General features: G+C 74.9%; 16 protein-coding genes. 11 read left to right on the top strand and 5 right to left on the bottom strand.

Annotated elements, in window-relative coordinates; genetic code table 11:
• Positions 1-136: 136 nt before the first annotated feature.
• On the top strand, positions 137-1,507 hold the full coding sequence (locus QSK03_RS23720; RefSeq protein WP_285657368.1) for an 8-oxoguanine deaminase: 1,371 nt from the start codon (positions 137-139) through the stop codon (positions 1,505-1,507).
• An 82-nt stretch (positions 1,508-1,589) separates the two neighbouring features.
• Here QSK03_RS23720 and QSK03_RS23715 read toward each other — a convergent pair whose 3' ends face one another.
• Positions 1,590-3,098, bottom strand: a complete 1,509-nt coding sequence (locus QSK03_RS23715) for a nucleobase:cation symporter-2 family protein (protein ID WP_285657366.1) — start codon at positions 3,096-3,098, stop codon at positions 1,590-1,592.
• A 234-nt stretch (positions 3,099-3,332) separates the two neighbouring features.
• Here QSK03_RS23715 and QSK03_RS23710 point away from each other — a divergent pair, with 234 nt between their 5' ends.
• The 4 genes from QSK03_RS23710 (at position 3,333) to QSK03_RS23695 (ending at position 8,000) form a co-directional block, all read left to right on the top strand.
• Positions 3,333-3,803, top strand: coding sequence for a nucleoside deaminase (locus tag QSK03_RS23710; protein WP_285657363.1), 471 nt, complete (start codon positions 3,333-3,335; stop codon positions 3,801-3,803).
• Between the two features lie 8 nt (positions 3,804-3,811).
• The gene (locus tag QSK03_RS23705; protein WP_285657361.1) at positions 3,812-4,627 is read left to right on the top strand and encodes an FAD binding domain-containing protein; all 816 of its coding nucleotides are present in this window, start codon (positions 3,812-3,814) and stop codon (positions 4,625-4,627) included.
• Entirely contained in the window at positions 4,624-7,338 is a 2,715-nt protein-coding gene (locus QSK03_RS23700; protein WP_285657359.1) for a molybdopterin-dependent oxidoreductase, read from the top strand. The genes QSK03_RS23705 and QSK03_RS23700 overlap by 4 nt, the downstream gene beginning before the upstream one ends.
• 200 nt (positions 7,339-7,538) lie before the next feature.
• A complete protein-coding gene (locus QSK03_RS23695; RefSeq protein ID WP_285657357.1) occupies positions 7,539-8,000 on the top strand; it encodes a hypothetical protein in 462 nt (153 codons plus the stop codon).
• On the opposite strand, the gene QSK03_RS23690 is transcribed toward QSK03_RS23695, so the two are convergent.
• Positions 7,993-9,153 (bottom strand): MFS transporter, encoded by a 1,161-nt coding sequence (locus QSK03_RS23690; RefSeq protein WP_285657356.1) that lies wholly within the window; start codon positions 9,151-9,153, stop codon positions 7,993-7,995. The two genes, QSK03_RS23695 and QSK03_RS23690, sit on opposite strands and share 8 nt — an antisense overlap.
• Before the next feature lie 240 nt (positions 9,154-9,393).
• On the opposite strand from QSK03_RS23690, the gene cofG reads away from it, so the two are divergent.
• From cofG to yhjD, 4 genes are all read left to right on the top strand, one after another.
• Entirely contained in the window at positions 9,394-10,722 is a 1,329-nt protein-coding gene (cofG, locus tag QSK03_RS33205) for a 7,8-didemethyl-8-hydroxy-5-deazariboflavin synthase CofG (protein ID WP_352232031.1), read from the top strand.
• Positions 10,719-11,843 (top strand): FO synthase, encoded by a 1,125-nt coding sequence (locus QSK03_RS33200; protein WP_352232030.1) that lies wholly within the window; start codon positions 10,719-10,721, stop codon positions 11,841-11,843. The genes cofG and QSK03_RS33200 overlap by 4 nt, the downstream gene beginning before the upstream one ends.
• Before the next feature lie 181 nt (positions 11,844-12,024).
• The gene (locus QSK03_RS23680) at positions 12,025-13,497 is read left to right on the top strand and encodes a flavin-containing monooxygenase (RefSeq protein WP_285657355.1); all 1,473 of its coding nucleotides are present in this window, start codon (positions 12,025-12,027) and stop codon (positions 13,495-13,497) included.
• 110 nt (positions 13,498-13,607) lie between these two features.
• A complete protein-coding gene (gene yhjD / locus QSK03_RS23675; protein ID WP_285657353.1) occupies positions 13,608-14,672 on the top strand; it encodes an inner membrane protein YhjD in 1,065 nt (354 codons plus the stop codon).
• Positions 14,673-14,713: 41 nt separating this feature from the next.
• Here the strand turns inward: yhjD and QSK03_RS23670 are convergent, their stop codons facing one another.
• Positions 14,714-15,976, bottom strand: a complete 1,263-nt coding sequence (locus QSK03_RS23670) for a PucR family transcriptional regulator (protein WP_285657351.1) — start codon at positions 15,974-15,976, stop codon at positions 14,714-14,716.
• Between the two features lie 228 nt (positions 15,977-16,204).
• Between QSK03_RS23670 and lipP1 the strand changes: the two genes are divergently transcribed.
• The gene (gene lipP1 / locus QSK03_RS23665) at positions 16,205-17,149 is read left to right on the top strand and encodes a LipP1 family hormone-sensitive lipase (protein ID WP_285657349.1); all 945 of its coding nucleotides are present in this window, start codon (positions 16,205-16,207) and stop codon (positions 17,147-17,149) included.
• A gap of 13 nt (positions 17,150-17,162) precedes the next feature.
• A complete protein-coding gene (locus QSK03_RS23660; protein ID WP_285657347.1) occupies positions 17,163-18,683 on the top strand; it encodes a flavin-containing monooxygenase in 1,521 nt (506 codons plus the stop codon).
• Between the two features lie 4 nt (positions 18,684-18,687).
• On the opposite strand, the gene QSK03_RS23655 is transcribed toward QSK03_RS23660, so the two are convergent.
• Together QSK03_RS23655 and QSK03_RS23650 are read right to left on the bottom strand one after the other, a co-directional pair.
• Entirely contained in the window at positions 18,688-20,169 is a 1,482-nt protein-coding gene (locus QSK03_RS23655) for an AMP-binding protein (RefSeq protein ID WP_285657345.1), read from the bottom strand.
• 26 nt (positions 20,170-20,195) lie between these two features.
• A complete protein-coding gene (locus QSK03_RS23650; RefSeq protein ID WP_285657342.1) occupies positions 20,196-21,425 on the bottom strand; it encodes a D-alanyl-D-alanine carboxypeptidase family protein in 1,230 nt (409 codons plus the stop codon).
• Between the last annotated feature and the right edge of the window lie 235 nt (positions 21,426-21,660).

The following is a 21,660-nucleotide window of genomic DNA, read 5'->3' as shown; positions in this document are numbered from 1 at the left end:
ATCGCGCTCCCACTCCCGGTCCCGACCTGCGGCCGACACCGACAATGAGATCTTGCTCCAGCGCAGCAGCGGTGAACCTACGACGGCGTGTCGCGAAACCGGTCAACGTTCATGGTCAACGCACTAGCGTCCGATCATGACCGCTGCACAGCCCGTCGACCTGCTCGTCCGGGGCGCGACGCTCGTCGCGACGTGCGACGACGCCGGCACCGAGCTCGCCGGGGCCTGGGTGGCCGTGCGCGACGGCGTGGTCGCCGAGGTCGGCACCGGACCCGAGCCCGCCGCCGCCGACGTCCTCGACGCGTCCGGCTGCCTCGTGACGCCGGGGTTGGTCAACACCCATCACCACCTCTACCAGAACCTCACCCGGTGCCTGGTCACCGACGGGACGCTCTTCGAGTGGCTCACCGGCCTCTACCCGGTCTGGGCGGGGCTCGACGAGGAGGCGGCGTACCTCGCCGCGCGGGTCGGGCTCGCCGAGCTCGCGCTCTCGGGGTGCACGACGTCCACCGACCACCTCTACGTCGCCCCGCGTGGCGCCGGCGACCTGTGGGCGGCGGAGATCCGGGCCGCCGGGGAGGTCGGGCTGCGCTTCCACCCGACGCGCGGCTCGATGACCCGCTCGGTGAAGGACGGCGGGCTGCCCCCGGACTCGGTGGTGCAGGACGACGACGCGGTGCTCGCCGACTCCGAACGCCTCGTCGCCGCCTTCCACGACCCGTCGCCAGAGGCGATGGTCCGGGTGGCCCTGGCGCCGTGCTCGCCGTTCAGCGTCACCCCGGAACTGATGGCGGCGACGGCCGAGCTCGCCGAGCGCCTCGACGTCCGCCTGCACACCCACCTCGCCGAGGACGCCGACGAGGACACCTACTGCCTCGAGACCTTCGGCCGCCGCCCGATCGACCAGTTCGACGAGGTCGGCTGGCTCACCGACCGGTCGTGGGTCGCGCACTGCGTCTTCCCCGACGACGCCGAGATCGCCCGGCTCGGCGCCGCCGGGGTCGGCGTCGCCCACTGCCCGTCGTCGAACTCCGTGCTCGGCAACGCGCGGATCTGCCCGGTGACCGACCTCCGCGCGGCCGGCAGCCCGGTCGGGCTCGGCGTTGACGGTTCGGCGTCGAACGACATGGCCTCGCTGTGGGTCGAGTCGCGGCACGCGCTGATGCTCGGCCGGGTCCGCGGCGGGCCGACGGGGATGTCGGCGCGCCAGGTACTGACGATGGCCACCCGCGACGGCGCCCGGTGCCTCGGCCGCGACGGGGAGATCGGCGCGCTGGTGCCCGGGGCGGCGGCCGACCTCGCCGTGTGGCCGCAGACCGGCGTCGCGTTCTCCGGCGCGCTCGCCGACCCCGTCGCCGCCTGGCTGCGCTGCGGGCCCACGGCCGCCCGGCACACGGTCGTGGCCGGGCGGGCGGTGGTGCGCGACGGCGCACTCGTGCACGCGGACACCGAGGAGATCCTCCGCCGGCACCACGCCGCGGCGACGCGGATGCAGGCGCGCTCCTGAGCCCGGCGTGTCGGGCAGGCGAGCATGTGGCGATCCTGGCGTCACGTGCCAGGAAAGCCGCATTGCTCGAACACCCCGGACCTCAGTCGGGGTCGGAGCGGTCGCCCGTGCCGGCGCCGGTCACCGCGCCGTGCTCGACGGCCGTCTCCAGCGCGCCCTGGCGGCGCGGCAGGTGCGGGAGCCAGTGGTTGAACAGCAGGTTCAGCAGGAAGACGACGATGACCGTCGAGGTGATGCTCGATCCGAAGATCACCTGGAAGTCCGCGGGGAAGTGCTGGTAGAAGTCCGGCTGGATCGTCGGGATCAGGCCGATCGAGAACGACACCGCGATGATCAGCAGGTTGTGGTTGTCCGGCCCGCCGAAGCGCACCTTGTGCAGCGTCTGGATGCCGACCGCGGTGACCATCGCGAACATCACCGTCGCCGCGCCGCCGACCACCGGACCGGGGAGGGCCGCGACGACCGCGCCGACCTTCGGCACGAGCCCCAGGACCACCAGCCCGATCCCGCACACGGTGACCACCCAGCGGCTGCGCACGTTCGTCATCGAGATCAGGCCGACGTTCTCGGCGTAGGCGGTGTCGGGGAACGAGTTCATGAACCCCGCGAGGAACGCCGAGAGCCCGTCGACGGCGAGACCGCGGGCCAGGTCGTTCGGGCTGAGGTCACGTCCGACCATCTCGCCGACCGCGAGCATGTCCGCGGTCGACTCGACATAGGTCACGAGCATGACGATGCACATCGAGATGATCGCCGCCGCCGCGAACTTCGGGGGCCCGAAGTGGAACGGGGCAGCGATGCCGAACCAGCCGCTGGTCGCGACGTCGGAGAAGTCCACGAGGCCCATCGGGATCGCGACGACCGTGCCGATGATGATCGCGAGCAGCACCGAGGTCTGCCCGATGAAGCCGCGGAAGAAGCGCGCGATCACGACGATGAGCAGCACGACCACCGCGGCCAGCACGATGTGCGAGACCTGCCCGGAGTCCGGGTTGGTCATCATCGCGACCTCGCCGTCGGCGTCCAGGAACGGCTGGCCCTGCGCGTTCAGCACGGGGATCTCGGCGGTGAACGTCGACGTCGTGTCGCCCGCGATCAGCCCGATGTTGGCCCCGATCAGCGACAGGCCGATCATCGCGATGACGGTGCCCGTGACCAGCGGCGGGAAGAACCGGATGATCATCGAGAACGGCTTGGCGATGAGCAGCGCGAAGATGCCCGAGATGATCATCGCGCCGTAGACGTAGGGCAGGCCGTCCCGCCCGCCGTACGCGTTGGCGATGATGATCATCGGGTTGAGCACGGTGAACGTCGCGCCGGCGACCACCGGCAGCCGCACGCCGAGGATCCGGCTGATCCCGACCGACTGGATGATCGAGGCGATCCCGCAGACCAGCAGGTCGGCGCTGACGAGGATCGCGATGTCGGACTCGTCGAGCCCGACCGCCGGGCCGACGATCAGCGGCACCGCGATGGCGCCCGCGTACATGATGAACAGGTGCTGCAGGCCCAGGACGAGCAGGCGCGGCAGGGGCAGCACCTCGTCGACGGGGTGGACGGTCTTCTCGGACGGCGCTTCGGTCGTGCTCACGGTCACCCTCCCGGTCGCGGGGGCGGAATCGATCGCTGTCGATCGCCCCCGACCGTGACCCGACGGCGTGACACCCACGCAACCGCGTGGTGCCGCCTGCTTGACGCGGACGGGCACGCGCGCAGGAACACGACGAACCGGGCGCGCGGCGGGGCCGCGGGCGGCTACGTTCGGTACCGGTCGCCAGCGCACGCCGACCGTCACCGCTCCCGATCACCACCGAGAGGCGTGCCCATGAGCGACGACGCCACCTGGCTGTCCCACGCGGTCGACCTCGCGTCGACGAACGTCGCCGAGGGCGGCGGGCCGTTCGGCGCGGTCGTCGTCGCCGACGGGGTCGTGCTCGCCCGCGGGCAGAACCGCGTCACCCGCGACCTCGACCCGACCGCGCACGCGGAGGTCGTCGCGATCCGCGACGCGTGCCGGGTCCGCGGCGACTTCTCCCTCGCGGGCGCCACGCTCTACGCGTCGTGCGAGCCGTGCCCGCTGTGCGTGTCCGCCGCGCTGTGGGCGCGCGTCGACCGGGTCGTCTACGCCGCCGACCGCCACGACGCGGCGCGCGGCGGGTTCGACGACCGTGAGTTCTACGAGCTGTTCGCCCGCGACCGCGCCACGTGGGCGACACCCGTCGAGACCCTCGACCTGCCGACGCGGGCCCATCCTTTCGAGGCCTGGCTGGCGAAGTCCGACCGCGTGGCCTACTGAGTCACGACATGGACCTCCTCACCGTCGAGGCCCTCGAGCGCCCCGCCGACGACGCGGCGCTGCGGGCCCGCGCCGCGGCGATGCCGGCCGCGTCGCCCACCGACGCCCTGCTCGCCGGCGGGACCTGGCTCTTCTCCGTGCCGCAGCCCCACCTGCGCACGCTGGTCGACCTCACGACGCTGCCCTGGCCGGCGGTGAGCACGACGCCCGCGGGAGTCACGGTCGCCGCGACGGCCACGATCGCGCAGCTGGTGGAGCAGCTCCCGCACCCGCTCGTGCAGGGGTGCGCCGAGGCGCTGGTCGGCTCGCACAAGGTGTGGAACGTGGCCACGGTCGGCGGCAACATCGCCCTCGCGCTGCCCGCGGGCCCGATGACCACGCTCGCGGTCACCCTCGACGCGACCGCCGTCGTCTGGCCCGCCACGGGCGGGGAGACCCGGCTGCCCGTCGCCGACCTGGTCGTCGGCGACCGGCGGACCCTCCTCGCCGCGGGCGACGTGCTGCGGGCGGTGGAGCTGCCGTCGTCGGCGCTGCGGTCCCGCACCGCCCTGCGCAAGGCCTCCCTCGCGCCGCTCGGGCGCTCGGCGGCGCTGCTCGGGGGACGGATCGACGGTGACGGCGCGGTCACCCTCGCCGTCACCGCCGCCCGCGCCCGCCCCGCGGTGCTGCGGTTCCCGGCCGCCCCGGACACCGCCGAGCTCGACGCCGCCGTGCTCGGGCTCGAGGCGGACGGGCCCTGGTTCGACGACCCGCACGGCACCCCGGCCTGGCGGCGCGCGATGACCCGGCGCCTCGCGCGGGAGATCGTCGAGGAGCTCACGTGAAGGTCAACGGCGAGCCGGTCGACGCCGCCCCGCGTCCCGGGCAGTGCCTGCGCACGCTGCTGCGCGAGACCGGGCACGTCGAGGTCAAGAAGGGCTGCGACGCCGGTGACTGCGGCGCGTGCTCGGTGCTCGTCGACGGCACCCCGGTGCACTCGTGCCTCTACCCGGCCGTGCGCGCCGCGGACGCGGCCGTCACGACCGTCGCGGGGCTCGGCACCCCGGACCAGCCGCACCCCGTGGCGCGCGCGTTCGCCGAGGCCGCCGGCTTCCAGTGCGGCTTCTGCACGCCGGGCATGATCGTCACGGCCGCGACGCTCGCGCCGGGCGCGGACCGGCGGCGCGGCCTGCAGGGCAACCTCTGCCGCTGCACGGGCTACCGCGCGATCGACAGCGCCCTCGACGCCGCGACCACGACCAAGCCCGACGGCCGTGTCGGCGAGTCGGTGCGGGCGCCGGCGACCGAGGACGTCGTCACCGGCTCCGCGCGGTACACCTTCGACGTCGCGGCCCCGCCGGACCTCGCGCACCTCGCGGTGCTGCGCAGCCCGCACGCGCACGCGCGGGTCCTGGCGGTCGACACGGAGGCGGCCCGCGCCGTCCCCGGCGTCCTCGCCGTCCTGACGGCCGCCGACGTCCCGGACGTCCTGTACTCGACCGCGCGCCACGACGACCGGCTCGACGACCCCGACGACACCCGCATGCTCGACACCGTCGTGCGCTTCCACGGTCAGCGGGTCGCGGCCGTCATCGGGGAGACCCTCGCGGCGGCCGAGGAGGGCGTGCGCGCCCTGGAGGTGCGCTACGAGGTCCTGACGCCCGTGCTGGACGCCGAGGCGGCCCGGACCTCGGCGCCGATCCACGGGGACAAGGGGCCGGAGAGCCGGATCGCGGACGCGGCGCACAACGTCGTCGCCGCGCTGCACGACGGGGTGGGCGACGTCGTCGCGGGCGCGGTGGAGGCGCGGGCGGCCGGCGGCGCCGTCGTCTCCGGCACCTGGCACACCGGGCGGGTGGCCCCCACGTCGCTGGAGACCCACGGGTCGCGGGGCGAGCTCGACGCGTCCGGGCGGCTGGTCGTGCGCACGTCGAGCCAGGTGCCGTTCCTGGTGCGCGACGAGCTGGCCCGGCTGCTGGACCTGCCCCGCGAGCGGGTCCGGGTGAGCACCGGCCGGGTCGGCGGCGGGTTCGGCTCGAAGCAGGAGATGCTCACCGAGGACCTGGTCGGGCTCGCCGTCCTGCGCACCGGGCGGCCGGTGCAGTGGGAGCTCACCCGCACCGAGTCGCTGACCGCGACGCCGACCCGGCACCCGATGCGCGTCGCGGTGACGGCGGCGGCGCGCCCCGACGGCTCGTTGACGGCGCTGGCGATCGACGTCCTGTCCGACGCGGGCGCCTACGGCAACCACTCGCCGGGCGTGATGTTCCACGGCTGCCACGAGTCGATGGCGCTCTACCGGTGCGCGAACAAGCGCGTCGACGCCGAGGCCGTCTACACCACCACCCCGCCGTCCGGGGCGTTCCGCGGGTACGGGCTGGGCCAGGTGCAGTTCGCGATCGAGTCGGCGCTCGACGACCTCGCCCGCGAGCTGGGTCTCGACCCGTTCGAGCTGCGCCGCCGTTGCGTCGTGCGGCCGGGCGAGCCGTTCGTCGCGTCGCACGACCCGGGGGAGCACCCCGACGACCTGGAGTTCGGGTCCGACGGCCTGATCGAGTGCCTCGACCTCGCGCAGGCCGCGGTCGCGCGTGACGGGGACGCGCCGCCGCCGGGGGAGCACTGGCGGGTGGGGACGGGGACGGCCGCGACCATGATCGCGACGATCCCGCCGCGGGGGCACCACGCCGAGGCCTCGCTGGCGCTCGCGCCCGACGGGACGTACCGGCTGCGCACGGGCACCGCGGAGTTCGGCAACGGCAGCGCGACCACCCACGCCCAGATCGCGGCGACGACCTTGGGGTGCCGCCTGGACCAGGTGCGGGCGGTCGCCGGCGACACCGACGCGGTCGGCGTCGACACCGGGGCGTTCGGGTCGACGGGCACCGTCGTCGCCGGGACGGCGGTGGCGCGGGCGGCGGCCGGTCTCGCTTCGCGGGTGCTGCGGGCGGCGGCCGCGCGGCTCGGGGCGGACGTGGGTGAGTGCCGGCTCGGGGCGGAGGGGGTGACGGCGGCGGGTCTCCGCGTGGACCTGGGGGAGCTCGCGGTGCTGGTCGGCGGCGAGCCGTCGGTCGGGCGCCACGACGGCACCCCGCGGTCGGTGGCGTTCAACGTGCACGCGGTGCGCGTCGCGGTGGACGTCCGCTCGGGCGAGGTGCGCATCCTGCGCTCGGTGCAGGCCGCCGACGCCGGCGTCGTCGTCAACCCGCAGCAGTGCCGGGCGCAGGTCGAGGGCGGCGTCGCGCAGGCGATCGGCACGGCGCTCTACGAGGAGATCCGGCTCGACGACGCCGGCCGCGTCGTCACCCGCGTCCTGCGCGACTACCACCTGCCGCAGTACGCCGACGTGCCGCGCACCGAGGTGTTCTTCGCGGACACGTCGGACCCCCACGGCCCGTTCGGGGCGAAGTCGATGAGCGAGTCGCCCTACAACCCCGTCGCCCCGGCCCTGGCCAACGCGATCCGCGACGCCACCGGCGTCCGCCCCTACCGCCTCCCGATGACCCGCGACCGGCTGTGGGCGGCGTTCGGCGCACCCGAGATCAGCGACGGCGACTGAGGCCCGGGGTGTTCGAGCAATGCGGCTTTCCTGGCGTGTGAGGCCAGGATCGCCACATCCTCGGTGCGCCGACACGCCGTCGGCGTGTCGGCCTGGCGGCCACGCTGACACTCAACGTCAGGAAATCCACCCGCTCGGGTCCTAGGCCGTCGGAGTGAGCATCTTTCCGACAGCGGTGACGGAACGTGACACTGTCGGCCGTGACGACCGTTCGTGCCGAGACCGGCCCGCCCTCGATGGGACGTCTCGTGGTCCTCCTGGTCGGGCTGCCGCTCGTGGCGGTGTTCGTGGTGATCGTCGCGGTCGTGCTGGGCAGCCACGGACCCTCCGGCGGCGGCGTGGTCCGGGCCTACACCGCGACGGAGCTCGACCGCGAGGTCGCCACGCAGCTGACCATGAGGTGCGCGGGCGGCACCGACCCGATCTGCCGGTCCCTGCGCCGGGCCGACGCGGCGGGCGGGGGGTTCGGGTACGGGCCGGTCGAGACCCCGACCGCCCGGTGCCGGGGCGGGGTGTCCGAGGCGTCGCCGAGCACGACGTGCCTCGTCTACAGCCGGCGCGGCCGCCCGGTCGGACCCGTCGACGTCACCCTCGTCGTCACGTCCGGCACCGGCGACCGGGCCCGGGACGGGCGTCCGATGTCGTTCCTGCAGATCAGCTGACGAGCCCGACGCCGGCCGCGACGAGCGTCGCCAGCCCCAGCACGAGGAACGCGGCCGGGAAGCCGCCGAGCACCGCCGCCACGGCGACGCCGCCGGCCGGTGCCAGGGCGACGGCGAGGGTCACCGGGGCGGAGAAGACGCCGTTGATCCGCCCGAACGCGCGGGTCCCCCAGCGGTCGGAGACGGTCGAGGCCTGCAGGAGCGTGTGCAGTCCGCGCCCGGCGCCCGCGACGACCGCGAGCGCGATGAGCAGCGGCGCCGGGCCGGGGACCAGGGCCAGCGCGATGACGCCGGCGGCACCGAGCACCAGGACCGCCACCAGGCGGGTCCGCGGCGTCGACCGCCGCACCAGCGGGACGAACGTCAGGCGCCCGAGCACCTGCCCGGCCCCGGTGAGCCCGAGCGCCAGGGCGGCGAGGCGGAGGTCGAGCCCGCGGCCCTCGAGCAGCGGCACCAGGTTGATGGTCGCGCCGTAGAGCGCGAAGGCGCTGAGCGTCATCACGGCCGCGACCACCACGAAACGGGGACTGCGCAGCACCTCGGACGCGTGCTCACGGTCGGCCGACTCGCGGTCGACGTTCTCGGCAGGGCGCCACCGCGGGGTGAGCGCGAGGGCGTGCAGCGGCACCGTGACGAGCGCGAGCACGACGGCGAGGACCCCGAACGTCCCGCGCCAGCCCAGAGGACCGACCAGGGCGGCGGTCAGCGGCGCGAACACCGTGCTCGCGAACCCGGCGACGAGCGTCAGGGTCGTCAGCGCTCGCACGCGCTGGTCGCCGTACCAGCCGGTCAGCGCCGCGAACGCCGGCGGGTACAGCGTCGCCGACTGCCCGAGTCCCGCCAGCGCCCACGCCGCGTAGAACAGCGGCAGGTTCGGCGCGGCGGCGATCGCCAGGACGGCGAGGACGCCGACGACGGACCCGGTGGTCATCACCAGCCGCGGCCCGCGCCGGTCGATGAGTCGGCCGACGGCGATCCCGGCGCCGGCCGAGACGAGCGCGCCGACCGAGAACGCTCCGGTGGCCGCGCCGACCGACCACCCGGTGTCGGCGCTGATGGACGTCACCAGGACCGGGAACGCGTAGTAGAGGACGCCCCAGCTCACGATCTCGGTGACGCACAGCGCGGCGAGGGCGCGGCTCCGGGCCTCCACGCCGCACACCCTGGACCAGGTGCGTCCGGCCCGCTCCGTGATCGTGGGTGCTTTCCTGACGGTGAGCGTCAGCGTGGACGCCAGGCTGACACGGCTCGGCGCGTCGTCCTCGCGAGGATGTGGCGATCCTGGCGTCAGACGCCAGGAAAGCCGCATCGCTCGAACACGCCGACCCCGAGGGAGAGCGGCGGGCGACGACGACACGGGCGGCGGGCCCGGGCGGCGCGTAGGTTCGGGCGCGTGGTCGTTCCCGCCGATCTCCCCGATCCCGCGGTCCCGCCGCCGGCGCTGGCCGAGCTCCCGGAGCCGGTGCAGCCGACGCGGGCGGAGGTGCGCGCGGCGCTAGGACGGACGGCGCTGCTCTCCGGGGACCCGCGGAGTGCCGACGTCCTCGCCGACGCCACGACGCTGCTCGCCGCGCGCGGCGACGACCTCGGCGCGCTCCTCGCGCTCGCGGCGCAGCGGCGCGACGAGCACCTCGCCACCGAGGGTCGCGCCGGCGTCGTGACCTACAGCCCCAAGGTCTTCGTCCCGCTCACGCGCCTGTGCCGCGACCGGTGCCACTACTGCACGTTCGCGACGGTGCCGGGCCGCCTGCCGGCCGCGTACCTCGAGCGCGACGAGGTCCTCGACATCGCGCGCGCCGGGGCGGAGCAGGGGTGCACCGAGGTGCTCTTCACCCTCGGCGACCGCCCCGAGGAGCGCTGGTCCGCGGCCCGCGACTGGCTCGGCGCGCGGGGCCTCGGCACCACGCTCGACCACGTGCACGACTCGGCCGAAGCGGTGCTCCACGAGACCGGCCTGCTCCCGCACCTCAACCCCGGCGTCATGGACCTCGTCGAGCTCCAGCGGCTCCGGTCCGTCTCGCCGTCGATGGGGATGATGCTGGAGACGACGGCCACGCGGCTGTGGTCTCGCCCGGGCGGCGCGCACTTCGGGTCGCCGGACAAGGAGCCCGCCCTGCGTCGCCGGGTCGTCGACGACGCCGGGAGCGCACGGGTGCCCTTCACCTCCGGGATCCTCGTCGGCATCGGTGAGCACCGGGCCGAGCGGGCGCAGTCGCTGCTCGTGCTCGCGGAGTCGGCGCAGCGGGGCGGGCACCTGCAGGAGGTCATCGTCCAGAACTTCCGCGCCAAGCCCGACACCGCCATGCGCGGCGAGCCCGACGCCGAGTTCGACGCGTTCGTCGCGGCCGTGGCCGTCGCCCGGCTGATCATGCCGCTCGGCGTCAGCGTCCAGGCGCCGCCGAACCTCGCCGGCGACCTCGACGACAGCCAGTCCGCCGCCGACGACCAGGCCCTGCTGCTGCGGGCCGGGATCGACGACTGGGGCGGGGTCTCGCCCGTGACCCCCGACCACGTCAACCCCGAACGCCCGTGGCCCGGGCTGGACGCGCTGCGGGACGTCACTGCCGCGGCCGGATTCGCGCTCACGCCGCGGCTGACGATCTACCCGCGCTACGTCCGCGACCCGAACCGGTGGCTGCACCCCGACCTCGTCGACCCCGTCATCGCCCTGGCCGACGAGCAGGGGCTCGCCCGGCCGCGGCAGCCGGCCGCGGCGCGGTGAGCGGCCGGAACCCGCTCGCGCGCGCCGAGTCCGACCCCGCGGGGCTGCCCGACGACGACTACGTCGCGCTGCTCGCCGCGGACGGCGAGGAGCTCGAGGCCCTCGCCGAGCTCGCCGACGAGGTGCGCCGCGAGGCCGTCGGCGACGAGCTGACCTTCGTCGCGAACCGCAACCTCGACACCGCCGTCGTCCGGGACCCCGCCCACGCCGCGGAGCTCGTCGACGAGGCCTGGGCCCTCGGCGCCACCGAGATCTGCGTGCAGGGCCCGCTGCCGCCCGACGTCGACGACCGCGCCCCGCTCGACCTCGTCGCGCTCATCACCGGGCGCGTGCCGCTCCACCTGCACGCGTTCCGCCCCGCCGAGGTCGCCGACGCCGCCGCGCGCCTGGGGCTGAGCGCCCGCGAGTTCCTCGTCGCCGCCCGCGAGGCCGGGCTGGGGTCGGTCCCCGGCACGGCCGCCCGCATCCTCGACGACGGCATCCGCGCCCTGCTCACCGGCGGCACCGACATCCCCGCCGCCCGCTGGACCGAGCTCGTCACCACCGCCCACGAGGTGGGCCTGCGCTCGACCGCGACAATGGTCTACGGGCACGTCGAGACCCCGGCCGAGCAGGTCGCGCACCTGCGCGCGCTCGCCGCGATCCAGGACCGGACCGGTGGGTTCACCGAGTTCATCCCGATGCCGCTGATGCCCGAGGCGCTGCCGCCCGAGCTGCGGCGTGTCGCCGAGCGAGCATGTGGCGATCCTGGCGTCACACGCCAGGAAAGCCGCATTGCTCGCACCGGAACGGTGCCCGACGCGCGGGAGACGCGAGCGCTGTACGCCGTCGCGCGGCTGATGCTGTTCGGGCGCATCGACCACGTCCAGGCGGCGTGGCCCAAGCTCGGGCCCGCGCTGACCACCGCGGTCCTGCGCGGGGGTGCCGACGACGCGGGCGGGCTGCTCCTCGACGGCGCGATCGACCCGGCCGCCGGGGCGGAGGCGGGCCGTCAGCTCACGCTCGGCGAGGTCGAGGCGCTCGCCGCCGACCTCGGCCGCACGCCCCGCCAGCGCACCACCGTGTACGGCGATCCGCCCCCCGACCGGATGGCCGTCCTGCGCGGTGCCTCCGGCATGTGAGCACTTCGGAGTGCCGGGCACTCGGAAGTGCGCACACGCCGAAGGCACCCGCGACGAGCGGGACGACGCTCCGACGCCGGGGCCCGGATCGACGGCGAGGCCGGGCGGGCGCGCCTCTGGCTCGCGCTCGGCGTGATCGCCGTGCTCTGACAGCCCGACGTCCCCGGCGTAGGTTCGGGTCGTGCCTGATCACGTCGACGTCGACGTCGCGGTGGTCGGCGCCGGGTTCGCGGGCATCGGTCTCGGTGTCCGGCTGGCCCGGCGGCGCCGCGAGTCGTTCGTGCTCCTCGAGCGCGCGCACGGCGTCGGCGGCACGTGGCGCGACAACCGCTACCCCGGGGTGGCCTGCGACGTCCCCTCGCACCTGTACTCGTACTCGTTCCGCCCCAAGCCCGACTGGTCGCGGGTGTTCGCACCCGGGCCGGAGATCCACGAGTACCTGCGCGAGTGCGCCCGCGACGAGGGCCTCGACCCTCACCTGCGCCTGGGCACCGAGATGCAGCACGCCCGGTGGGACGGCACGCGGTGGCGGGTCGCGACGTCGGCCGGCACCTACCGGGCGAAGGTCCTCGTCGTGGCCGCTGGGCGGCTCTCCGAGCCCCGCATCCCCGAGCTCCCGGGGCTGTCCGACTTCGAGGGCCCGGTCTTCCACTCCGCGCGCTGGGACGGCGCCGCCGAGCTCGCCGGGCGCCGCGTCGGGGTCGTCGGCACCGGGGCGTCGGCCGCGCAGATCGTGCCCGCCCTCGCCGGCGCCGCGAGCCACCTCGTCGTCTTCCAGCGCACGCCGCCGTGGGTGGTGCCACGCGGCGACCGCGCGTACTCCGACCACGAGCGCCGTGCCTTCGCCCTCGACCCCGCCGCCGAGCGGGCCCTGCGCGAGGAGCTGTTCGACGAGGCCGAGCACGCCATCGCCGCGCGCCGGCGCGTGCGCCCCGACATCGACCGCCTGCGCGAGCGGGCGCTGGGCCACCTCGCCGCCCAGGTGCCCGAGCCCGACCTGCGCGCCCGCCTGCGCCCGGACTACGAGATCGGCTGCAAGCGCATCGTCATCTCCGACGACCTCTACCCGGCGCTCGGGCGCGACGACGTGACCCTCGAGCCGAGCGCGCTGGCGCGGGTCGAGAAGTCGACGGCGATCGCGGCGTCCGGCGCCCACCACCCGCTCGACGCGCTCGTCCTCGCGACCGGCTTCTGGACCACGCGGCTGCCCTTCGCCCAGCGCATCGAGGGCCGGGTGGGCCTGCTCGCCGAGCGCTGGGCCGACGGGATGACCGCGCACGCCTCGACCGCGGTGCACGGCTTCCCCAACATGTTCGTGGTCAACGGACCGAACGCGAGCCTCGGGCACAACTCGGCCGTCTACATGATCGAGACGCAGATCGACCACGTCCTCGGCGCCCTCGACCACCTCGCCGACCGTCCCGGGATCCCGCTGGAGGTCACCGCGGAGGCCGAGGAGGCCTACACCCGCGAGATCGACGCCATGAGCGCGGACACCGTGTGGCTGCGCGGCGGGTGCGACAGCTGGTACGTCGACGAGGCCAGCGGCCGGCTCACGCTGCTGTGGCCCGGCACGGCGCGCTCGTTCCGGGCGCGCAACGGGACGTTCGACCCGCGTCCGTACGGCGCGGCCCGAGCGCTCGACGGCGGTTGACAGCGCCCGTGAACGGCGCGTGATGCGGAGCCACGCGGGGTAGCTAGGACCCACGCGCGGGCCGTTCCCGGTCCGCGGCCAGTCGGGGACCGCGAGAGGACAGCGCAGCGATGACCAGCGCCGCCAGCACTACCGCCGACACGGACGGCTCCGGAGCCGACCAGCCGACGCAGCTGGAGAAGCTGCGCGCGAAGTACCCGTGGCTCGACCACCTCGTGCGGGCCGCGACCCGGTACACCGAGAAGCACGGCGACCACTACGCCGCCGCGATCACCTTCTTCTCGATCCTCGCGCTCGTCCCGCTCATGATGGTCGCGTTCGCCGCGGCGGCGTTCGTGCTCGCGAACAACCAGGCGCTGCTCACCGAGATCCAGAACAGCATCACGGCCGCCGTCCCTCCCGGGCTGGGCGACCTGCTCAACTCCGTCATCGACCAGGCGATCGCCCAGCGCAACGCCGTCGGGATCATCGGTCTGCTCGGTGCCCTGTTCTCCGGGCTCGGGTGGATGGGCAACCTGCGCGAGGCGCTCTCCGAGCAGTGGGACCAGCGCGGTGAGCCCCCGTCGATCGTCAGGAAGTACGGCAGCGACCTCATCGCGATGGTCGGGCTCGGACTGGCCTTCGGCCTGTCGTTCGCCGTCACCGCGGTCGCCACCGGGCTGTCGAACACCATCCTCGACTTCCTGGGGCTCGGCGACGCGGGCTGGGCGCACGTCCTGTTCGTCGTCGCCGGCATCGTCATCACGATCGCCGCGAACTGGCTGGTCTTCCTCTGGGTCATCGCCCGCCTGCCCCGGGAGCCGGTGACGCTGCGCTCGGCGGCCCGGGCGGCGCTGCTCGCCGCGGTCGGGTTCGTGATCCTCCAGCAGATCATGACCGTCTACATCGGCAGCGTCACCAGCTCGCCCGCCGGGGCCGCGTTCGGGCCGATCATCGGTCTGCTCGTGTTCGCCAACTTCGTCTCGCGCTTCATCCTGTTCGTCACCGCCTGGGCGGCGACGCTGAAGGAGAACGAGCGCGAGGAGCTGCCCGAGCCGGCGCCGGTGATCGTGCGGCCCGCGGTGACGGTCGGGCGCACCCCCGGCCCGCGCGCCGCCGCCGGGCTCCTCGGCGCGGGCGCGATCCTCGGCGTGTTGGGCCTCGGGATGGGGCGCCGGCGCAGCAAGGAGAGCTGACCCCATGTGAGCAGTTTCCGACGCAATGGCGCAGGAGCCGGTCAGCCCAGCCAGGCGCAGGCCAGGAGGGCGAGCTCGACGTCGAGGCGGTCGGTGTCGGTGCCGCCGACGGGGCGCCCGCGCACCTCGTCGGCGCGCCCCACCCGGTACTTCACCGTGTTGCGGTGCACCTGCAGCCGTCGCGCCGTGGTGGCGAGGCTGCCGCCGGTCGCGAGGAACACCCGCAGCGTCTCGCGCAGGCGCGCGACGGCGGGGTCCGGCTCGGCGAGCGGCCCCAGGACGCGACGCACCCAGGCCCGCGCGCCGTCGCGGTCGGCGCACAGCAGCGCCACCGCCCCCACCTCGTCGAACAGGATCGCCGGCGGCGCGCCGGCCCCCGACGCCAGGGCGACCTCCCGGGCCCGCCGGGCCTGGTCGTGGCTCGTCCGGAACCCGTCGAGGCCGGCGGCGGGCGAGCCGACCGCGACGTGCCACCCCGCGCCGTGGCGGGTCACGGCCCGCGTCAACGTCTCGCCGGAGGGGTCGTCGTCGTCGCGCCGCGTCACCCAGACCCACGCGCTGCCCGCGTCCCACGGCACGACCAGGGGGCGGCCGACGGCGTCGAGGGCGGCGCCGAGGTCCAGCGCCACCCGCTCGAGCGCGGGGATCCCGGGCTCGGTGGGGTCGTCGACCCACACCACCAGCGCCAGGTGCACCGGCGCGAACCGGTAGGCGAGCGTGGACTCGACGGCCAGGCGCTCGTCGGGGTCGGTGGGCGTGCGCCCGGCGAGGACGTCGCGCACCCGCGCCAGCCGCAGCGCGTGGCGACCCTGCCGCCAGCGGTCGCGCTCGTCCTCGTACGCGGCCACGACGTGCTGGGTGACGTGGTCGACGTAGTCCATGACGACCAGCACGATCTTCTGGGACGCCGCGACGGCCGCGTCGCCCGGCCGGCGGGTGGCCTCGGCGAACGCCCACTCCATGAGGTGCGACTGGCCCACGCGGTAGGCGCGCACGAGGGCGTTGACAGGCACGTCGCGCTGGGCGAGCCGCCGCGCGTACTCGATCGCCGCCGGGGGTGGTTCCACGTCGCGCGGGGCGAGGCCGCGACGCAGGACGTGCAGGATCGTCTCGACGTTGCCCTCGACGCTCGCGGCGAGCAGGTCGAGCAGCGCGGGGTCGCCCCGGAGCTCGTCGATGCGGGTGGCGAGCACGTCGGTGATCGAGGCGCTGACCTCGGTGCGCCGCGGCGTCAGGGCGTCCGCGACCTCGGCGACGACGTCCGGGGGGCCGGTCGGCAACGGGGAGGGCTGGACGACCACCACCCTCGACCACCACCCGAGCGCCCGCGGCCCTCGACGGCCGTCGTCCGACGGTAACGGTCAGGGCGGACCGCGACCAGCGTTCGCGACCGACCGGCGGCGCGCGGAGGTCCACACGGCAGAGGCCCGCACAAGTCGGCGGCGGTCGTTCGTCCCCGTCGCACAAGCGCCGACCGTGTGGCCGGGGTCACGCTGCGATGGATACATGTCGCCGACCGACAGGAGCCACCGGTGCCCCTCCACCCCGAGGCCAAGACCCTCCTCGACGGGCTCGTCGAGGCGGGCATGCCGCCGATCGAGTGCATGACCGTGCCCCAGGCCCGCCAGGCCTGCGCGGCGTTCATCGACCTGCAGCCCCCGGCCGAGGACGTCGCCGACGTCAAGGACCGCGCGATCCCGGGGCCGGCCGGCGACATCCCGGTGCGGATCTACACGCCGGCCGGCGACCTGCCCCACGGCGTGCTGCTCTACTTCCACGGCGGCGGCTGGGTGATCGGCGACATCGAGACCGTGGACCGGCCCTGCCGCCAGATCGCGAACGCCGCGAACGTCACCGTGGTCAACGTCGACTACCGCCTCGCGCCGGAGCACGTCCAGCCCGCGGCCTTCGACGACTGCTACGCCGCCACGGTCTGGGTCGCCGAGCACGCCGAGGAGCTCGGGGTCGACGCCTCCCGCCTCGCGGTCGGCGGCGACTCGGCCGGGGGCCACCTCGCCGCCGCGGTCAGCCTCGCCGCCCGCGACCGCGGGGGCCCGGCGATCGCGTTCCAGCTGCTGATCTACCCGGTCGTCGACTTCGACTGGACCAGCCCGTCCATCACCGAGAACGGCGAGGGCTACCTGCTCGGGCGCGCCACCATGCAGTGGTTCTGGGCGCACTACCTGGGCGCGACCGACCCGGCCGACGACCCGTACGCGTTCCCGCTGCGCGCCCCGGACCTCTCCGGGCTGCCCCCGGCGTTCGTCGCCTCCGCCGAGTTCGACCCGCTGCGCGACGAGGGCGAGGCCTACGCCCGCCGCCTGCGCGAGGCCGGCAACAGCGTCACCGCCGAGCGCTACGACGGCATGATCCACGGCTTCCTCTGGACGCTCGGTGCCACGCCGTCGGGCGCCCGGGTCGTCGACGACGCCGTCGCGGCGATGCGCCCCGCCCTGAGCCCGACCGTGTCCGCGTGACGGAGGAGGACCCGTGACGATCACCGAGAGCAGCCCCACGACCAGCGCCGACGGGAGCGGCGGCGCCGACGGCAACGAGCACGTCGACGTCCTCGTCATCGGCGCCGGCGTGTCCGGCATCGACGCCGGACACCACATGCGCGAGCGCTTCCCCGACAAGAGCTTCGCGATCCTCGAGAAGATGCCCGGCCGCGGCGGGACGTGGTGGACCCACCGCTTCCCGGGCGCCCGGTCGGACTCGGACCTGTTCACGTACGGCTACGCCCACAAGCCGTGGCGCGGCCCGTCGATCGCCACCTCCGGAGAGATCACCAACTACCTCGACGAGGTGATCGAGGAGGACGACCTCAAGGCGGCGATCCGCTACCGGCACGAGGTGACGGCCGCGAGCTGGTCGTCGGACGAGCAGCGCTGGACCGTCGACGTGCACCGCGACGACACCGACGAGACGCTGCAGATGACCTGCGGCTTCCTGTGGATGTGCCAGGGCTACTACAACCACCAGGACCCCTACCGCCCCGAGTGGCCGGGGACGGACCGGTTCCGCGGGGTCATCGCCCACCCCCAGACGTGGCCCGAGGACCTCGACTGGGAGGGCAAGCGCGTCGTCGTCATCGGCAGCGGGGCGACGGCGGCGACCGTCGTCCCGGCGATGGCCGAGAAGGCCGCGCACGTGACGATGCTGCAGCGCACGCCCACGTTCGTCGCGGCGGTGCCGAAGACCCACGAGCTCGCGGTCCAGCTGCGCGCCCTCGACATCCCCGAGGACTGGACCCACGAGATCCTCCGCCGGGCGTACATCGAGCAGTTCAACGAGCTGACCCGGATGTGCCAGGAGACCCCGGACGAGGCGCGGACCTGGCTCCTCGACGAGATGCGGCCCTACCTGCCCGAGGGCTACGACGTCGAGAAGGACTTCAACCCGGGGTACCGCCCCTGGCAGCAGCGCATCGCGGTGGTGCCCGACGGCGACATCTTCACCGCGATCTCCGAGGGTCGGGCGTCGGTGGTCACCGACACCATCGACACCTTCACCGAGACCGGCATCCGCACGTCGTCGGGCGAGGAGCTCGAGGCCGACATCGTCGTCTCGGCCACCGGGTTCAACCTCAGCGCCCTCGGCGACATCCCGTTCACCGTCGACGGCGCGCCCGTGGACGTCTCGCAGCAGGTGACCTGGCGCGGGATCATGATCTCGGGCATCCCGAACATGGCCTACGTCTTCGGCTACTTCCGGCACAGCTGGACGCTGCGGGCCGACCTCGTCAGCGACCTGATCTGCCGCCTGATCACGACGATGGAGAGCCAGGGGGCGCACCAGGTCACCCCGACCCTGCGGGCCGAGGACGCGGACATGGAGATCCGCCCGTGGTCGGACCCGGAGAACTTCAACTCCGGCTACGTCATGCGCAGCCAGCACAAGATGTTCAAGCAGGGCGACCATGCGCCGTGGACGCACATGCACGAGTACGCCGAGGAGCGCCACACCCTGCCCGCCGCCGACCTGGACGACGGGTCCCTGCAGTACCGCTGACCGGTCAGCGGTACGCCGAGCGCCGGACCTTGCCCGCGTCGTCGCGCAGCGCCTCGGCCGAGCGTCGCCACGCCCGTGGCCGCTTGGCCGAGGAGAGCCGCGCGGCGATGTGGGCGTCCAGGTCGGCGTCGGTGACGTCGCCGTCGACCTGGATCACGGCGTGGGGCACGGAGCCGAGGTCGTCGTCGGGCGCCGGGACGACGACGGCCGAGACGACCGCCGGGTGCTCGAGGATCGCCGCCTCGATCTCGGCCGGGTACACGTTCTGGCCGCCGACGACGATCATGTCCGTCGCCCGGTCGGCGAGGTAGAGGTAGCCCTCGGCGTCGAAGCTGCCCATGTCGCCGAGGGACTCCCAGCCGCCGGGGCGGCGGCGGGCGTCCGCGCCGAGGTAGCGGTAGGTGGTGACGCCCGGAGCGGGGCGCAGCCAGAGCTCGCCCACCTCGCCGACCTCGCAGCGCCGCGTCCCGTCGGGCGTCCGCGCCTCGATCTCGCCGCCGGTCACGCGGCCGACGGAGCCGGGGTGGGCGAGCCACTCGCGGCCGGTGATCGTCGTGCGGGCCTGGGCCTCGGTGGCGGCGTAGCCCTCGAGCACCCGGTCCGGGCCGAGCCACTCGATGACCGCGCGCTTCACCGCGGGCGGGCACGGCGCGCCGATGTGGAACAGCGTGTGCAGGGCGGGCAGGTCCGGCAGGTCGGGCAGCCGCACCATCCGCCCCATCATCGTCGGCACGGCGTAGATCCAGGTCGCGGCGTGCTCCCGCGCGAGCGCCACGGCCCGGGCGGCGTCGAACCGGCCCATGAGCACGACGTGGTTGCCGGTCATGAGCCCGAGCAGCGAGAACAGGTACGGCGCGTTGTGGAACAGCGGCGCCGTGCACAGGAACGTCCCGTCCGGGCGGATGTCGTAGACGGGCGCGCGGGCGACGACGGTCTCGAGCGTGCCCGGCTCGCCGGCGACAATGACCTTGGGACGGCCCGTCGAGCCGCCGGACGTCGGCGCCTTCCACGCCGGTGACGGCGGGGCGGGCGGCGGCGGGGTGTCCGGGCCGGCGGGCCGGTGCCCGAGCGGCAGGACGGTCGTCCCCGACGGGGCCAGGTCCGGGTCGGTGCCGGGCGCGAGCCCCGCGACCACCGGTGGGCGCACCACGTCGAGCACGGCCGCGAGCTCGGCGGGCGCGAGCCGGTGCGACACCGGCTGCGGCACCGCGCCGAGCTTCCACGCCGCGATCGTCAGCGCGTAGTGCTCGGCGACGTTCGGGAACGCGATCGAGACCATGTCGCCGGGACCGGTGCCGAGGGCGGCCAGCTCGTGCGCCCACCGGTTGGCGTGCGCCTCGAGCTCGGCGAAGGTCCAGCGGGCTGTATCACGCCTCCGGCGCGGCAGCTCCGCTTCGCTGCGTGCCGCCTCGTCGTCGGTGACCGCGGGTCGGTCGGGGTGCTCGGCCGCGATCCGGGTGAACGCCTCGCCGAGGGGTTCGGGCATGGGGCAATCCTGCGCCCCCGGGACGATCAGCGCCGGGCCGCGCGCAGGGCGACGAGTCCGCCGGCGGCCGCGACGATGGCCACGATCAGCAGCGGGGTGCCCCAGGACGAGGACGTCGCGCCGGACGAGGACGCCGGCCCGCCGTCGCTGCTGTCGCCGGTGCCGGGCTCCGGGGTGACGCTGACCTGGGCGTCGTCGCCGCCGGCCGGCGCGTCGGTGAGCGTGCCGGCGGGCCGGCGGTCGGTGAGGGCGAACCCGTAGTCGAGCAGCGCGGCCGCCTGCTCGTACATCGGCGTCGGGCGTTGCTCGCCGCGCATGAGGACGGCCACCAGCCGGTGCCCGCCCCGCTGCGCGGCCCCGATGAACGTGTGCCGCGCGTCGTCGGTGAAGCCCGTCTTCCCGCCGATGTAGCCCTGGTAGCCGCTGGTCAGCAGCTTGTTGTCGTTGACGACCTCGAAGGGCGGGTTCGCGCCGTAGCCGGGGAACGGGATGCGCGTGGTCGACGTCGCCTGGGCGAACGCCTGCTCCCGCATCGCGACGCGGAAGATCGACGCGAGGTCGTAGGCCGACGTCGACATGCCCGGCCCGTCGAGCCCCGAGGGCGTCGCGGCGCGGGTGTCGAGCGCCCCGAGGTCGTGCGCCGTGGTGTTCATGAGGTCGACCGTCGCGGGCACGCTGCCCGTGAGCCGGACCGCCAGCGCGTGCGCCGCGTCGTTGCCCGACGCCATGAGCATGGAATCGAACACCTGGCGGATCGTGTACTGCCCGCCCGGCCCGATGCCGACCCGCGTGCCCTCCTGGTCGGCGTCCTCCTGCGTCCCGGTGATCGTCTCGTCCATCGGGAGCCTGCGAGCCACGAGCAGCCCGGTCAGCGTCTTCATCAGCGACGCCGGGCGCAGCCGGGCGTGGGGGTTGCGGGCGGCGATGACGGCGCCGGTGTCGAGGTCCGCGAGCACGTAGGAGACGACCCCGACCGCCGGTGCCGCCGGGGTGCCCTCGCCGACGACGTCGCCGCAGGTGCCCATCGCGGGCCCGCCGACGGGCGGGTCGGGCACCGGGAGCGCCGGGGGCTCGGTCTGCCCGGGCCGCAGGGCCTCGGACTCGTCGACCGGCGGGCCGGGCGCGGTCCCGTCGGGGCACTCCGCGCCGGCGGGGAGAGCGGGCGCGGCGGCAGCCGTGGCCGCAAATCCGGGGAGGGCGCACAGCAGCAGTGCCAGGAGCACCGTCACCGTCGCGAGCCGACGTCGGGAACGCACCGGCGCGACACTAGACGCCGCACCGCGCGCCGTTCCCGACCGCCGTGCCGCCCGCTCGGGTGCACCGGCCGGGGAGCGAAGGCGTCCTTCGCTGCGTGGCACGCCGTCGGGGCGTCCCTCGCTCCACCGGGCCCGTGGACCGGCGACGGAGCGAAGGCGTCCCTCGCTGCGTCGTGCGCAGTCAGGGCGGCCTTCGCTCCCGCGAGGGCGTGGCGCTCACCTCGGCGCCGGAGCT

The sequence above is a fragment of the Actinomycetospora sp. NBRC 106375 genome (genome assembly GCF_030269665.1).
In the GTDB taxonomy this organism is placed as follows: domain Bacteria; phylum Actinomycetota; class Actinomycetes; order Mycobacteriales; family Pseudonocardiaceae; genus Actinomycetospora.
This window is presented reverse-complemented; position numbering and strand designations above follow the sequence as displayed.